3 protein-coding genes are annotated in these 17208 nt (G+C 47.0%); all 3 read right to left on the minus strand.

Features of this window, described 5'->3' with window-relative positions:
• Positions 1-50 precede the first annotated feature (50 nt).
• The gene (locus HYN59_RS00180) at positions 51-5312 is read right to left on the minus strand and encodes a T9SS type B sorting domain-containing protein (protein WP_108776342.1); all 5262 of its coding nucleotides are present in this window, start codon (positions 5310-5312) and stop codon (positions 51-53) included.
• A 236-nt stretch (positions 5313-5548) separates the two neighbouring features.
• Positions 5549-11269 (minus strand): hemoblobin-interacting domain-containing protein, encoded by a 5721-nt coding sequence (locus HYN59_RS00185; RefSeq protein WP_181369479.1) that lies wholly within the window; start codon positions 11267-11269, stop codon positions 5549-5551.
• Between the two features lie 275 nt (positions 11270-11544).
• Positions 11545-16965, minus strand: coding sequence for a beta strand repeat-containing protein (locus HYN59_RS00190; RefSeq protein WP_146185834.1), 5421 nt, complete (start codon positions 16963-16965; stop codon positions 11545-11547).
• Between the last annotated feature and the right edge of the window lie 243 nt (positions 16966-17208).

The following is a 17208-nucleotide window of genomic DNA, read 5'->3' on the forward strand; positions in this document are numbered from 1 at the left end:
TCCCAATCAATATTAAGTTCCAGGTCAGCTGCTTCGTTTTCTTATGTCAATTATCGTATTAACGAAAAATGTGATTTAAACTCTTTATCCTTTCCATTGGACTTGTACTTTACAACAAACCAGTAATCGGTTGCGGGGAGTACTGCGCCGTTGAAGGTGCCATCCCAGCCATGCCCGCCCGGTTTTACTACCGCTATCGCTTTACCGAAACGATCGAATATCGAGATTTCGGTCGTATAGCTGCTCAGCCCTGTGATGTTCCAGGTATCGCGTTCGCCATCGCCATTCGGGCTAAAGAAATGCGGGTAGTTGAGCGCCGTTACCGAATACACCGTTTCGCCACAGCCGTTTGTATCTTTAACAGTAACTGTATATTCCCCCTGACCGATATTGGTAAAATAAGGTTCGCTCTGGAACGGCCCGCCGTCAAGGCTGTACATGTAATTCCCCGAACCGCCTGTAACTGATACAGTAATTGTCTGGTTGTTCTGGAAATCGCTGCCTGCCTCTACTATAGCTAATGGCACTGACGAAACGCCAACTGTAGAAGTCGCCGTGCCTGTACACCCTGTTGTGGTATCGGTAATAGTTACGGTATAAACACCAGGCTCATCAACGGTAATGGCCGCCGATAAATCAGGCAAGGCAGTGCCGTCTTTGTCCCATGTAAATGTATATCCTCCCGATAGACCCGTGTCAAGGGTGGTACTGCTGTACTCTCCCGTAGTAAGGTTCTCGCAAAGGAAGGCATCGTGTATGTCCAGATCCGGCAGTCCATTCACACTGAACAAGAGCGTTGCCGTATTGTGGCATTCGGTCGCCGTGCCCGGCACGTCATAGGTTATCAGGGTATAACCTTCGCTAAGGCCTGTTACTTCGCCGGTAGCGCTTATCGTTGCAACGGCAGGGCTGCTGCTGGACCATGTACCGCCTGTCACCACATTAGCCAGTTGCAATGTTTCACCCGCACAAACTTCGGTACCGCCGGTTATGATTCCTGCATTGACAATCGGGGTAGGATTAGCAATAGCGATCACCGGGGTAACTGATGTACAGCCATCACTGTTCTTTACTGTAACCGTATAATTGCCCGGTGCAATATTGGCAAAATACGTCCCTGTCTGGAAGCTGGTGCCGTTTATGCTGTAGCTTAGCCCCGCACCTATTGGCGAGTCAATAGTAATCGTGCCTTTAAGATGGTCGCAATCAGGATTGACTACCGTTACAGATGCTACAGCAGGTAAAGCCTGTGCCGGATTGATGGTTACGCTTTTATTGGAAGTACAGCCATCGGCATTCTGCGCGGTAAGCACATAGGTTCCCGGCGCTACATTGGTAAATATGTTACTTACCTGGAAGCCTGAACCGATGCTGTAGGTCATGCCCGGTGCTGCCGGGGAACTGACTGTTATCGTCCCGGTTGTAGTGGCACAGAAAGGCTGTGTAATGCTCACTACAGGCATTGACGGTGCAGTCGGTGAAGGGTTCACGGTATATGGTCCGGATACCGATATACACCCGCCTGACGATTTGGTGGTTATGGTATAATTTCCGGCAGGTACGTTAACGAAAGTTGTGCCGGACTGGAAAGTCGTACCGTTGATGCTATAGGTAAGCCCCGACCCTAATGGCGAGGTGATCACGATATTTGCGCCGGTAGTACAGTCCGCCTGAGTTACAAACGCCACGGCGGGAGCGGGCGTTACCGGCTGTGGAGCTATTGTGGCCGACTGTGTGTTGATACATCCGTTAGGCGATTGCACATATACAGTATAAGTGCCCGGCGAAAGGTTTAAGAAGTCGCTGCCAGGCCCGTAGGTTGTACCATCGATACTATAAGTAAGCGTATTTGCAATTGGCGATACTACCGATATGCTGCCGGTCGGTGTGGCACAGGTAGCCTGAGTTACTGAAAGGACAGGTGCGCCCGGCCCTGCCAATCCCGGCGTAATAGAATACGGCCCTGATGTAGCTGTACACCCGCCGGAACTTTTAACGGTAAGCGTATAATTGCCCGGTGCAGGGTTCATAAATACAGGGTTCGGCTGGAAAGTTGTCCCGTTAATGCTATAAGTGAAACCCGCACCCAAAGGTAAATTAACTGTTATGCTTCCAGGGTCACCACACGATGGCTGTACCACAGTAGCGGTAGGTGTAGTTGGTACAACAGGCGCGGTATGGATGGCAACGGGCACAGTAATAGAAGTACAGCCCAGCGCATTCTTAACCGTTACGCTATAGGCAGAGCCCCCATTAAGCCCGCTGAAAACAGTGCCTGCCTGGAAATTTACACCGTCAATGCTGTACGTGTATTGTTCGCCAAGCGGCGCGAGTACCGTAAGCGTACCTGTGCTGGTGGTACAATCCGGATGCTGGTCCTGAAGGGTAGCTATAGGCGGTGCCGCCGCTGCCGAACTTATCGTTGCCGGATACAACTGGGAGATACAACCTGACGCATTCTTCACATACACGGTATAATCGGCAGGTGCAAGGTTGGCGAATTCTGTCGATGCCTGATAGGATGTGCCGTTAACACTATAGGTATAGGCCGTTCCAACCGGGGAGTTAATCGTTATACTTCCGGTAGGTATTTCGCATACGGGCTGCACAATGGTCACATCGGCAACCTCAGGTATGGCCGGCTGCGGATTTATGGTTACGGGGGCAGACGTAGAAACACATCCTGCGGCATTTTTTGTGGTAATGGTATAGGATGCATTTCCTGCAAGGCCGCTGAAAGCCGTACCCGACTGGAAAGTAGTGCCGTCTATACTATAGGTGTAGCCTGTGCCTACAGGCGCTGTTACATTAATAGTTCCCGTAGCCGAAGTACATGTAGGCTGTACAACCGTATAGGTCGCGGCGGCAGGGGTAAATGGCGATGCATCTATCACTACATTGCTTAGCGTAGAAATACATCCGGTGCTGCTTTTTATATATACCGTATAATTACCGGCAGTAACTCCGGTAAAGTCCGGGTTTAGCTGATAATTCGTACCATCAATACTATAGGTAAAGCTTGCATTGAGCGGAGATTCAACGGTAATAGATCCCATAGGTGTGGTACAGTCGGGCTGCCCGGTGCTTACATTCGGCACATCCGGCATAACTGGTGCGGCATTTATAGTGATGGGATTTGTTACGGATGTACATCCCGATGCGTTTTGTACGGTCACTACATAATCAGTACCACCGGCAAGGCCTGTAAAAGAAGTACCCGACTGGAAAGTGGTTCCATCGATACTGTAGGTAAGTCCTGCACCTGTTGGCGCGGTTACCGTGATCGTGCCTGTGGAAGACGAGCAGCTCGGCTGCACTACATTATAGGTAGCCACTGCCGGAGTGGTCATCGAAGCATTTACGGTTACATTATCAGGGGCTGAGGTACACCCTGCGGCATTTTGTACATATACACTATAATTACCGCCTGCAAGGCCTGAAAAAACAGGGTTCGGCTGGTAGTTCATTCCATCAAGGCTGTATAATAAACCTGTTCCAACGGGAGCATTTACTGTGATAGTGCCGGTGGGTGCATCGCATGCAGGCTGCGTTACTGTTACATCGGGCACAGCCGGCGTATCATTTATGATAATATCCGCTGTGCTGCTTCCTCCTATCCTACAGGTAGAAAGGTCTTCGGTAATTTCGTAGGTTACCGTATAACTGCCAGGCGTACTTGAAGCCACATTGATCTGTCCGGTAGCAGGGTCGATAGACAGTCCTGCTGCGGAACTGAACTGCCCACCGCTTGTGAACCCTGTCGAAGTAGTAGGGGTAATATTCCCACCATCGTGACAGGTATCGGCAGGTAAGCTGAAGGTTGTTACCGGCGGTGTAGCGGTATTTACGGTAACGGTTATGGGTTCAGCCACACTTTCACAGCCTTCCGGCGATGTCTGGCTTACATAATAGGTAGTAGTGCCTGTTGCTGCAGTGGATGGTACCGGCGGCCCCCCTGCCCCATCGTCCGGATACCAGTTGAGCGTGTTGCCCGGCACTGCCTCTGCGGTTAGCGGGTCGGCTTGCTGTCCCTGGCAGTAGGTCACATCAGCAACAACCGGCACAGGCGGTTCCTGTCCGGCAAAATTTATAGTGAGCGTACTGGTGCAATAGGCGGTGTTCCAGTCGAAATGATAAACACCCTGTGCACCGAAACCTGTGATGGATGTGTTATTGCCCGAAGGATTAGCGATCACTGTAGATGACGGGTTGTCAGAATGGGCAACCCAGGTGCCGGTACCCGCCGCCGCAATATTGGCTGTACCTGTACCGCATCCCATATTGAACGGATTGGAGGACAGGATGCCGTTATTAGCTGTGAAAGATATAGCATCGAGGTAGTTCCCTACGCTTGCCCCGCCCACACTGGAAACCGACTGGAATATGAACCTTGTTGTAGTCTGGCCTGCGGGTACCGTGTAGCTCCCGGTATAGTAGCCCCATGCCGTGTTTCCGGTTGTTGCTGTCTGCACTGAGGTATATGGCCCGCCCGGAGGCCCGGCAAGCAGCTGGCAGGTATCGGTACCCTGGCGGCCGCGGTGGGCAAAGCCATAATTGAATACCGTGGGCTGCGGCGTGGCATAGTCCTGGTAAACGCCCGATACAAGGTTGGCATTCAACTCGATGAATTGCGTGCCATCATACGAAGGAACATTTTCGTAATTGGGCACCACCCAAAATTCCATCATCTGGTCGGAAGCGGTAGTCCTCCATCCCTGCACGGCGTTGTGGTTCACAAACACCGGGAACGTGGTTGGCGCAGGCGGTGGCGGCGATTCGAAGCTATAATTTATGGTAGTTATAAGGCAATCGGTCTGGTTGGAGCTTGACGGTGCCGGCAGCGTGGCTACACATATAGAGAAACCCGAATTGTTGTTAGGCGAAGCGAGGTTATAATAAGTGCGCAGCTTGTAGGTCATGCCGGGAATAAGGCCATTGGCATTTATAACATTGTTTACACTACAATACAACTGGGTGAGCGTAGCACAGTCGCCTTCGTATAAAACCAGAACGGCAGGTTGTGGAGTTCCCGTAAAATTAGAAAGCGAAATACTGTGGTTACTTGAAGTAGCGGTGAATTGGTACCATATATCACCACCATTTTGTGTAGTGCAGGTAGTGCCCTGGGATGAAACGGTTGCAGTGGCAAATGCTGCTGCTGTTGATGAAGTGCAGGATTGGCCGGTATTTACCGTAAGCCAGGTTGCTGAAGCGCATTCGTCATTTACCGGGGGAGCCGTTAAACCGGCAGAAGCATAGGAAAAAGTAGTATAAAGGAATAATGAAATACAAAGCAGGGTAATGTTTTTCATAAGCTGGATTTTTGCAGCTTAAAAATATGTTAATTTTTTATAAAAAACAAACTCGATTTTGTGACAATTTTATGAATTATACATCTAAATCAGGGTTTTTCAGGTTATATTTAAACAGGAGCAATCTTTAAAATTCCTGCTTATTATTTTACAATCAATAATTCATTTAAACGCGATAAAACAAAAATACCCGGCTGCGCAGCAACCGGGGATTTACAGTATTTATAAGATGAAGTTTAGAAGATGATTTTCTTGCTTACCTCTCCTTTTACAGTTGATATATTAACGATCAATACCTGCTTTTCTGCCGTAAGGCCATTGATAACCGTTTCGGTGGCATTGATGTCTTTTGCATTAAATAACAGCCTGCCTCTTGTATCATATACCGATACTTTTGTCATATCCGCAGTGCCGGAGTTAATGCTGATGCTGTTGCCGTCTTTGTAAACAATAACGCTGTTGGCATCAAGTGTTGGGTTCTCTGTACTAAGCGGCTCTGCATAGATTACATTGAACCTGTTTGTGATAATTCCTGCCTCGGTAGTGAACTCATACGCTCCTTGTTTCAGGTCGTGCGTAATGTTGAGCAGGTTATCCTGAAGGTAGATGTCCTGGCCTGCTTCAAACACGCCATCCATGTGGTCAAGCGCGATCGTATAAGTGCCCGGCTGTGTTGCCTGGTAGCCCATTGGCACCACATCCGATGCTTCGAACGAAGGCCTTGCCTGTATGCCTAGGGCTTCTTCGCCTGCCAAAGAGAACAGCGTTACATCGCCATCATTGATGAAGGCTTTGCCGTCCCATCCGTAGTCAAGTCCAAGGGTTGTCATATCAGTATAGCCGATTGCTGCCTGCGAGAAGCCATCCTGTCCGGAAAGGTTCAGCCACAGCCTTGAGATTTGGGCTTCGCTTTCATCCTGTGCCGTACGGAAGATCTGTCCGTTGTTTACCGGTACGCGCATAGCGTTGGTAAAACGAACAGTGCTGCCTGTAGCCTGTACAATAAAGCCCTGTCCCGGGTTGATCACCCATGTGTTCGGTGCCCCGTTGAAAGCTGTGCCTCCTGCATCGCCCCATGCGTTGCCTGTATTGGCTGTATAGGCAAGCTTGGTTACCCTTGCATAATAACTTGTGGCGGCATCGTTTTTCTTCCTCCAGAAATACAGTGCCGATGCGTCTGCTATAGTGCCTGTATTGGCAGCATAGAAAGCATAGATGTTGATCGGTGACGGGTAAGGGTTACCTACCGCGTTGTAGCCTTGCGACACGCCTGACTGCTGAGGGGTTACCGCAACATTTACATCACCATTATTAGGTGTACCTACAAAAGTACCATGCCATGAAGTTCCCGGCGTTTGTGCATTAACATAGGCAGGGTGCGTATTGGCTACACGGATAAGGTAGCCCGCACCTTCGGCAAAAGTTGTGGAGCCCGGTACTGTAGCATACTGGTCGCTTAGCGGGTTGTATTTGTAAAAACGGTTGGAGAGGGTCTCCGGTGAGAAGCCAATCAGTGTTTCCCCTGCTACCGGCGATGACCACATGGCGTAGTCAAGCCTGTAGATAGGCGCGCTGTTTTTCTGCACGGTTATCGCTCCCGTATTGTCTACATCGTTCACCTGGATAAGGTTACCGTTGTTCTCTATAACAAAATTAGCCGCTCCTGCATTGTTTATCACATCGTTTTGAACGGTAAGGTTAGTACCGGATGCTATGGTAAAGGTACCTGAATTTACAACAAGGTTTCCTGCATTGAAAGTACCGTTGCCTGATGTGTTATAATTGCCCTGTATGATCGCGTTATGCGCAGTAGTTGGCGGCGTACCCGCTGTCCATGCTGTGCCGTTCCATACATTCGAAAGTTTTGCTATAGCTGTAATTACGTTTGAGTTGGCCGAGGTGCTGTTAGGCCCTTTTGCCCTCACCCTGTAGTAATATGTATTTCCTGCTGTAAGCCCTGTGACACTACGCGAGGTTGTATTGCCTACCGAAAGGTTATCATAACCGGTTACTAAGGTAGAATAAGATATCTTAAAGTTGTCCAGGTAAAAACGGTTAACACTTGAAGACTGTATCCTAACCTTAGAGTTGGCTGTACCTCCGGTGATAGTAACCGTTTTTGTACCTCCTGTACCAACACTTATATTAGATCCAACCTGGGTAAAAGTCGTACCATTAGGAGCATGAAATACCTGGATCGATGTAACATCTGTTCCAAATGGGGCTACATCGAAAGTTAGGGTCGAATTGCCTCCATTACCTGAAAGGTTAATCGTAGGGGTTGTGATGATTCCAGCGGTTGACCCGCCCGAGAGTTTTACATTCCCCGGACCTTCCCACACAGAAGTACCTGTCCATCCTGTAGTCTGCAGATAAGTATCAAGGCTGCCAGCTATATTATTACTTGTACCATTCCCATTACATCCTGAAAAATTTTCAGAGATCACTGTTGCGCCAAAAGCAGTTGTAGTTGCGACATCCAGGAAATATTCTGTAGCTGCGGCGCTTGCATTCCAGTTGGCTATAAAGCCTGTTGTACCCGCAGTACCATCATAGGTAGCTGCTGTTGCAACCGGTGCGTTTACGGCACTTGTGGTGAAAGTTACCTCATTACCATAAGATGTACCAGTAGCATTTGTAGCATACGCCCTTACATAATAAGTAGTATTATCTGTAAGGCCGGTTATAGTAGAAGTAAACGTTCCCGATCCTGTACCTGCTGAGACAGATGAATTCGAAAGCGTAGGGTTAGCTGTTGTAGCATATACAACGCCGCGTGCGGTAATTGCCGAACCTCCTGCATTGGTAATTGTACCTCCGGACGTCACAGCATTATAAGTAAGGTTAGAAATCGCAGCTGTAGTAAGTACCGGCCTCGAACTTGCAACAATAGAAAGATTGTCAATAGCAATAGGCACGCCTGTACCGCCAGAACCATCATTAACCCATTTGAATCGCAATTTTACTACACTCCCTACATAAGAATTTAGGAGTATTTGTTTATTTTGGAAAGTAGTAGAGCCATAAAATTCTAAAGGAGAACTGATAAGAATGTCTGCCCCACCATTATTAATGTAAACTTCGGCATAGTCATATACTGTGCTACCGCTAAGCTCTCCACCACTTTTCCAGTCGAAACTAAGTGTAGCAGCAGTTGCAGCAGAAAGGTCTACAACAAGATCGGCATAAGTACCGGTAGTTGTTGCACCACTAATGGTATAAGCGTAAGAAGAACCATTATTCGAAATATACATCGACTTTGTACCGCCATTTTGTGTGCCCGTACCAATTACCCACTTGTTAGTGCCCGTAGTACCAAAAGCAAAATCTGTAGTAGCGGTTTCAAAACTCTGGCTATAAGGTAATGAAACAGGCGTTGTCAATGTAGTGAAAGTACCCTGTGGTGAAGAATAGGTCGTGCCTGTTGCATTTGTTGCATACGTTCTATAAAAATAGGTCGTGTTGGGAGCCAGAGATGACAGCGTTACGGAGAAATTACCGCCTGATAGGTTACTGCCGGGATACTGTGTTCCTGACCCGTTAGCAAAACCAGATGTCTGGCTTATTTCTACCCCATAGGCTGTAATAGCGCTACTGCATGCCGTTAGTGTTGCAGTACCCGAAACCGTTGCTGCCTGGTGCGATATACCTGTAGCAGCCGCCGCAGTTACTGTTGGCGCAAAGGTATTTACTACCTGAATGTTAAAAGCAGTTTCATCGGCTAAAGTAGATGTATACACACGAATATAGTATATTGTACCCGAAGTTAATGTTGTTGTAAGTGTTTCACTGCTTGTATTAAATGTTGTGGCAGTAGCTACGCTTGTAGTATTTACAGGGCAACCGCCTGCATGAATACTCATGTCGATATCCTTGGAAGTACCTGTAACATTAATGCTATATACACCTGTACAGCCTGCAACAAATGTGTACCAAACATCTTTTCTGCCTGTAACACCTGTAATGGTAGTATAAGTAGACGCCACATTCGTTCCTGGTATTGCTGCCGCATTTACCGTTAAGGCCGTAGCATTACCGCAAAGGTCATTGCCTGGTGGTATAGAGAATGTATTCGAAGTTATACCTGTAAGTCCCGGCGATGTAAATTGTATCGCAGCGCCTGTAAGGCTTGTAGGGGTACTGGCTGTAAGCCCGCTGAAAGTAGCCGTACCTGCCGCGGCACTTATTGTAACAGTACCGCTCAATGTCCATGTTGCAGCAGTTGCGGCAGCAGTTATCGACGCTGTGCTTGTTGTAAGGTTATTGTACTGGTCCCTTACTACAACTACAGGTTGTGCCGTTAATGTACCTCCGTTAACAGAAGGCGCTGTAGGCTGGGTTGTTATAGCGAGCTTTGCTGCTGCACCTGCACCAATAGCCTGAGACAGGGCCGGTGTCGCGGTATAATTTGTTGAACTGATAATGATAGATTTTGTTCCTGCCGATTGCAGCAGGCTTGAAGCTGAAGGCGTAAATGTAATCTGCCCCGGAACAGTTTTATCATAAGCACTTGCAGCAAGTGTAGTGCCATCAACAGTTATGCCTGAAATACCGGTTCTCCAGGCAGCATTTTCCGTAAAAGTAATTACAAAAGGTGCATCAACGGTTGCGCCCACAGCTGCTGTAAGCGCAGGAGGCGTACCTGTTGTTGTAAAAGTGGAAAGGTTGCTGTAGGTATATGTCGTCCCATCATAAAAATACGACTTATAGTTGTAGGTTGTTTCAGCAGTAAGGCCGGACACCGCAAGCGAGAAATCGCCAATCGTGGTTACACCTGCAACGGCTGTTTTGGTTACCCCGGTTCCGCCAACGGCAGGATCATTATTATCTGAAGCCTTTGCAAAAACAAATCCTTTCTCTATAGTCGTAGGGCAAACGCCAAATTTATAAACGGTTGACTTTATTGTTGCAGAAGATGCAGTTTTATCTTGTGCAGCCAGAACTAAAAAGTCCGGAGCCACAGTAGCAGTCAGAACTATATTCGAGCCATTGTCATTAGAACTGAAAGTTGCAGGGGTGCTGTTAACCACCCTTACCCTGTAGTTGCCAGCAGTAAGCCCCGATGGCAGTGTTGCTGTTATAGAACCTGCTGATGATGTTACCGTTGTAAGCAGGTTGCTTGTTGCATCTGTAGGGAAAGTACCTCCTACGTTGGAACGTTGCACACTATAGGTACCTGTAAATGATCCTGTACCGCCTGTCGTATAATTTACAGTTATATTATTTGCCGTGTTGGCACAAAATGGGCCGTAACTTCCTGCCGTAGTAGTAACTGTAGGGCCTGAAGACGTTCCGGTAACCGAGATATCATCTATTGATAGCGTAGGCCTGTTGCCGCTTCCTGATATATCCCTCATAACCCAGCGAAGCTGGACTACCGCTTTATTTTCAGAAGCAGTTGGCAATGTCACAGAGATAGTAGAAACTCCTATCGACCCGGTACCTGAAGTATTAACAGAAGTAATTACACTGGTATATTCAGAACTGGCAACATCAGTAAATGTGCCTGTTGTACCTACTCTATATTGCAACCCGAGACCGTTAATACGTGCTGTTGTTGTATTTTCGTTACGTTGAGTCGCAGCCTTAAAACTTACATTTACAGAGGTATACCCTGTAGTGCTTACAGCAAGTGCTGCTGAACATAATGTACCTGAGGTAGACCCAATGCCAAGCTTGCCGCTCATATTAAATATACCCGCAGCAGTCAGCGTGTTATCCCCGACAGTCAATGCCCTATCGGTAGATGGCACCGCAGTCGGATACGTTGAGGCAAGGCTGCCTGTGATGTTCCATCCCTGCCAACCCGCAGGATATGCGGTAACCGAGCCTGTAAAGCCCGAAAAATCCTGTGTATACGGAATAGCCTGGGCAACAGGATTGGTCTGCCCCCATGAATTTATCCCCGATACCATGGCTGCAAAGAGCAGCACTTTCAATAAGTGTAATCGTAGCAATTTTTGCATAATTTAAATAAACGTAATTAAATTTTGATTTTTTTTAGCGCGCAAAGGTATATTAATTTCAGTAATAAATTGTTAATAGATCATACATACGTAATAATTATACCATTGGGTATACTAAAACATGTTAGGAACGCTATTTCCCTAAAATTATTTTGACGATTTTAGTCAATAAATAATTTAACACTTAGTATCAGCAGCCTGCCTATAAATGCAAAAATCCCCGGCTGCTCAGCAACCGGGGATTTACAGTATTTATAAGATGAAGCTTAGAAGATGATTTTCTTGCTTACCTCTCCTTTTACAGTTGATATAGTAACGATCAATACCTGCTTTTCTGCCGTAAGGCCATTGATAACTGTCTCAGTGGCATTGATGTATTTTGCATTATACAACAACCTTCCTCTTGTATCGTATACCGATACCCCTGTCATATCCGCAGTGCCGGAGTTGATATTGATGCTGTTGCCGTCTTTGTAAACAATAACGCTGTTGGCATCAAGTGTCGGGTTCTCTGTGCTAAGCGGCTCAGCATATATTATATTAAACCTGTTTGTGATAATTCCTGCCTCAGTAGTGAACTCATACGCTCCCTGTTTCAGGTCGTGCGTAATGTTGAGCAGGTTATCCTGAAGGTAGATGTCCTGGCCTGCTTCAAACACGCCATCCATGTGGTCAAGCGCGATGGTGTAAGTACCCGGCTGTGTTGCCTGGTAGCCCATCGGCACCACATCCGATGCTTCAAACGAAGGCCTTGCCTGTATGCCCAGTGTTTCTTCGCCTGCCAATGAGAACAGGGTTACATCGCCATCATTGATAAAGGCTTTGCCATCCCATCCGTAATCAAGTCCAAGGGTTGTCATATCAGTATAGCCGATAGCTGCCTGCGAGAAGCCATCCTGGCCTGAAAGGTTCAGCCACAGCCTTGAGATTTGGGCTTCGCTTTCATCCTGTGCCGTGCGGAAGATCTGGCCGTTGTTCACCGGTACGCGCATAGCGTTGTTGAAATGAACGGTACTGCCTGTAGCCTGCACGATAAAGCCCTGCCCCGGGTTGATCACCCATGTGTTCGGTGCCCCGTTGAAAGCTGTGCCTCCTGCATCGCCCCATGCGTTGCCGGTATTGGCTGTATAGGCAAGCTTGGTTACCCTTGCGTAATAGCTTGTAGCAGCATCGTTTTTCTTTCTCCAGAAATACAGCGCCGATGCGTCTGCTATAGTGCCTGTATTGGCAGCATAGAAAGCATAGATGTTGACTGGTGACGGGTATGGGTTACCTACTGCATTGTAGCCCTGGCTAACGCCCGACTGCTGCGGGGTAACTGCTACATTTACATCACCATTATTAGGTGTGCCTACAAAAGCACCATGCCATGAAGTCCCCGGTGTCTCATTATTTACAAACGCCGGGTGCGTATTAGCCACACGGATAAGGTAACCTGCGCCTTCGGCAAAAGTTGTTGAGCCCGGTACCGTGGCATATTGGTCACTTAGCGGGTTATATTGGTAAAAACGGTTGGAGAGGGTCTCCGGAGAGAAGCCAATCAGTGTCTCCCCTGCTACCGGCGATGACCACATGGCGTAGTCAAGTCTGTAGATAGGCGCGCTGTTTTTGTTAACTGTTACCGCTCCTGTATTGTCTACATCGTTCACCTGGATAAGGTTACCGTTGTTTTCGATAACAAAATTAGCCGCTCCTGCATTGTTTATTACATCATTCTGAACAGTAAGGTTAGTGCCCGATGCTATGGTAAAAATTCCTGAGTTTATAACCAGCTGGCTTGCATTGAAGGTACCATCGCCAGAAGTATTATAATTACCTTCTATGATAGCTTTATCAATACTCGTTGGCGGTGTTCCGGCTGTCCATACAGTACCATTCCATGTGTTTGACTTACCAGTTGTTACTGAAATTTCATTAGAATTTGCCGACACAGGCGTAACGGCCCTTACTACATAGCGGTATAGTGTATTTGAAGCGGCTCCTGTTACATTGTGGCTTACAATACCGTTAACGGCAGTACTGCTTACGGTTTTATCCTGATAGCCTGCCAGGTACGTGTTTGTAGTTGTGGCGTATGTTACAGCAAGGTCATCAAACGCAACGTTTCCGGAGTTTTTAGTAAATGTAAACCTGAATTTAACCAAGCCGGCAGGTAATGCAGGAGTTGAAGATGCATTGTATGTTTTGGTTGTACCACTGGTTGGCAGCCCTGTAAAACTTTGAATCGTAACCCATGAAGTACCGTTATACCCCTCTATAAGTAGCACACTGGTGCTGCCACCATTTGATTTGATGAAAAAACTAAGTGATGACGCACTAGCAGGATATGTAGGGGTTTCCAAAGTCTCTCCGGTAGCATCAAATTGTAATGCAGGCGATGCAGCCCCAAAGTTTCCTGATGATGTATATGTACCATTAACTGTTGTTGACCAACCGCTTGGAACGTTAAAACCTGAGTTAAACGGCTCGGTTGTGGTGGCTGTAGAAGCAGCTGACTGATATACATCCAGCCTGTAAGATGTAGCGCCTACGACTTCGTTCCAACGCGCTGTGAATCCTGACACCCCAACATTTGTTGCCGAAAGGGCAACCGGTGCAGGCGTGCCTGCCGCAATATTAAGTGTATAATCTTCGACCTCCCCATACGTACTGTCGCCGCATGCATTAGCTGTTTCGCCTGATGAAGTGTCAAAAAGCCTTATCCTCATTCGTACGGTGCCTACAAAAGCATCAACCGGAACAGCGATTGTTCCAGTATATGGGCCTACACCCACAGCATTGGTAAGAAGTACATTTTCATTAGCATCGTTAAAATCGCCATCTTTATTCCAGTCAACGTATACCAGGCCTTTATCTGCCGCATAACCATTAGCAATAGTGATAGTTAAAGGGTAGCTTTGGTTGCGCTCAACCTGGAATATGGTCGATGTAAAATTGCTATAGGATGACGAACCTGAACTATAGATCGTACCGTTTACATTAACTGCCGAAATCGATTCGTATGTAGAGCTGTTAATAGCAGAAGCGCTACAGTATTGTACCACCGGAACATCGCTTATTGAAACCCCTGAACTCCAGTTGGAGCCCTTGCGGGTAAATACGGTAAAGTAATATGTTGAACCGTTTACCAGTCCTGTTACTGTAACCGTAGCCGCCGAACCTTTGTACACTACATACTCGCTTGCAGCAATTGCAGTACCGGATCCGAATGCTGCATTGGCAGTATATGCAGTGCCATTTCCTGTCGGTATTGCCGTTACTGCGCTCGAAAGTTTTGCAACAACAAGTACTTCGTCAAAACAGCTGCTGTTTGTCCATGTAAGCCCAATTTGTGTGGATGCAGGAGTTGTTGACGCAAGCGATGTCACATTTACAGGAGTTACACATACTGTGGTAAAAGTTCCCTGTGCCGTGTATACCGTGCCTCCGCCATTGGTAGCAAAAGCTTTGTAATAGTATGTTGTAGCAGGACTAAGTGAGTTAACATTTATGGTAAAAGCCCCCGTTGATGCAAATGAGCCTATTTCTGAAACTTTAGTGCCGGTACCATCGGCAAAGCCATTAGTCGTACTGTAAAAAATACCTCGCTCGGTAACTGCCGAACAGCCGATAGAGGTTGTATTTCCTCCTAATACTACAGTTGAAGATGTAACCGAAGCGCTTGTAGGCGTACTGATTGAAGGTGCGGTATTTACACCTGCGCCTGTAACAGGTTTATTAAAACTGGTATTGACGCCAACACCCGATATTACGATATTGCCATTGTATGACTGTACAGCCGTTGGAGAGAATTTCACAAAAATTGTTTGCGAAACAGCGCCGCCCGGATGGCTGATGCTAAGTGTTGTTGTATATGTACCTCCGCTGGTTGTAGCATAAGTATAGCCGTCCAATGCTGCAAGGTTAATGTTTCCGGCTTTTGCATTTCCTGTCAGCGCAAAGCTTGAAGCGGCCGAAGTTGTGTTGATACACTGGTTGCCAAAAGCAAGCGTGCCGGCAGAAATGAAAGCCTCCGCTACCGCAGTTACGGTAATGTTACCTGAAGTAATTGGGCTGCCACCCGTTAAGTTAGCTGCCGGTATTACAACATTCATGGTAGTTACAGTAGTATCGAAGTCGGTATTATCATACGCCAGCATTATTGTAGCTTGTGTTGCAGAATCACGCGATACCGCCGTAATGGTAACACCCGCCGGGGCATTGTTCAGTATGAAGCCTGTTTCTGTAAACGAACCTGCATCTACAAAAGTTTCACCGCTTAACGTTACGGTGATCAATGCGCTGTTCAGTGTACCTTCATTCAAAGTCCCCGACAATGTTGCCGTAGGGTTGGTAGTAGTAAATGTCCTTACAGCACCATACGTATAAGTAGTACCGTCATAAACATAAGAGTTAAAGCTATAGCCTGTATTTGGAGTAAGGTTTGTAAGGCCTAATGTATATGCGCCCGTTGCGATGCCTCCTACAGCAGTCTTTGTAACGCCGCTGCCGCCTACTATTGGATTTGCATTTGCAGAAGTAAGCGAGTACACAAAACCTTTTTCGGTACTTGCCGGGCATACGCCCAATGTTGTTATGTTACCGTTGAGGGTAGCCGTTGTAGCGCCAATTGAAGTCGCGGCAGACGAAGTGACAGCTTGTGAAACAGAAGCCGTGATAACTATATTTGACCCATTATTCGTACCGCTTATTGTTGCAGGCGTATCATTTACAACTCTTACACGGTAATTGCCTGCTGCTAATCCCGATGGTAATGTCGCGGTAATAGTTCCCGTGCCCGATGATACCGTAGCAAGAAGATCACTTGTAGTATCGGTGGCAAAAGTTCCGCCTGCTGCCGAACGCTGTACGCTATAAGTACCGGTAAGAGTGCCGGTAGTAGTATAATTCACCACAATATTGTTGGATGTGTTAGCACAAAAAGGTCCATAGCTGGCGGCAGTCGTAGTAATAGTAGGGCCTGTTACCGTAGCTGTACTGGAAACCGTAATATCATCTACTCCAAATTGCGGCCTTGTCCCTGAAGTCGTACTGTCTGTCTGATAAAATTTCCACATTATTTGTACTTCAGCTTTATTCTCAGCATCCGCAGGTAATGTAACAACTGGCATAGTCGTTGAAGCTGCCGCTCCGCTGAAAACAATATTAGATGCAGTTGCGTTTGCATCTACAAAATTACCGGTATTACCAACCCTGTACATAAGCCTTATAACATAAGGACGCGCACCGCTTGCAATCCTTCTTCCCGTCCACGCAACCTGTATCGTGTTTCGTCCTGTAGTATTTACAGACAATACTGCCGAACCAATACCAGCGCCTCCGGTATTGTCAAAATAAAAACCGTTTGTCCCGTTGCCAACAACCCTTCCATTAGCTGCTGAATAAGCTGTCGTAACGTTTCCATTTTGTACTGTTGCCAGAACCGGGTCTCCTGAGCCATGCTTCCAGAACATCATGTTAGCATTTGCTGCTCCACTGGCAACACCAGTCGTGGTATTTGCGCCTGTTGCCCCATTTATGGGATAGCTACCGGCAGTTATGGAAGCCGACCAACCATTGAGTGTCCAGCTTCCGTCCGACAGGCTATATACAGCTCCCGGATTGGTTTGGGCCAAGGAACTCATTCCCGTTACCATGGCTGCTAAAAGCAGCACTTTCCCTAAATGTTGTTGTAGAAATTTTCGCATAAGTAGCAGTTGTTATTTAATAAGTAGCTTTTTTTTGGGTATTATAATAAAGGACAAATTTATGCTTTTTTTTTCGAGTTATTATATACACAGATCCTGAAATGCAAATAAATAAACCCTTTATTAACGTTAAAGTCAAACAGATAGCCGATCATAAGGTGTTTTGTTACGGCAATGTAAAATTACAGTTACCGCAGTATTGAGGATGTAAGCCTACGTTTGTTAAATACTATTGTAAATAAA

Origin of the sequence: Flavobacterium album (genome assembly GCF_003096035.1) — a bacterium.
GTDB classification, from domain to species: Bacteria; Bacteroidota; Bacteroidia; order Flavobacteriales; family Flavobacteriaceae; genus Flavobacterium; species Flavobacterium album.

Bases quoted from the DNA above. Each gene is read 5' to 3' on its own strand.
- HYN59_RS00180 (WP_108776342.1), bottom strand. From the start codon at position 5,312: ATGAAAAACATTACCCTGCTTTGTATTTCATTATTCCTTTATACTACT.
- HYN59_RS00190 (WP_146185834.1), bottom strand. From the start codon at position 16,965: ATGCGAAAATTTCTACAACAACATTTAGGGAAAGTGCTGCTTTTAGCA.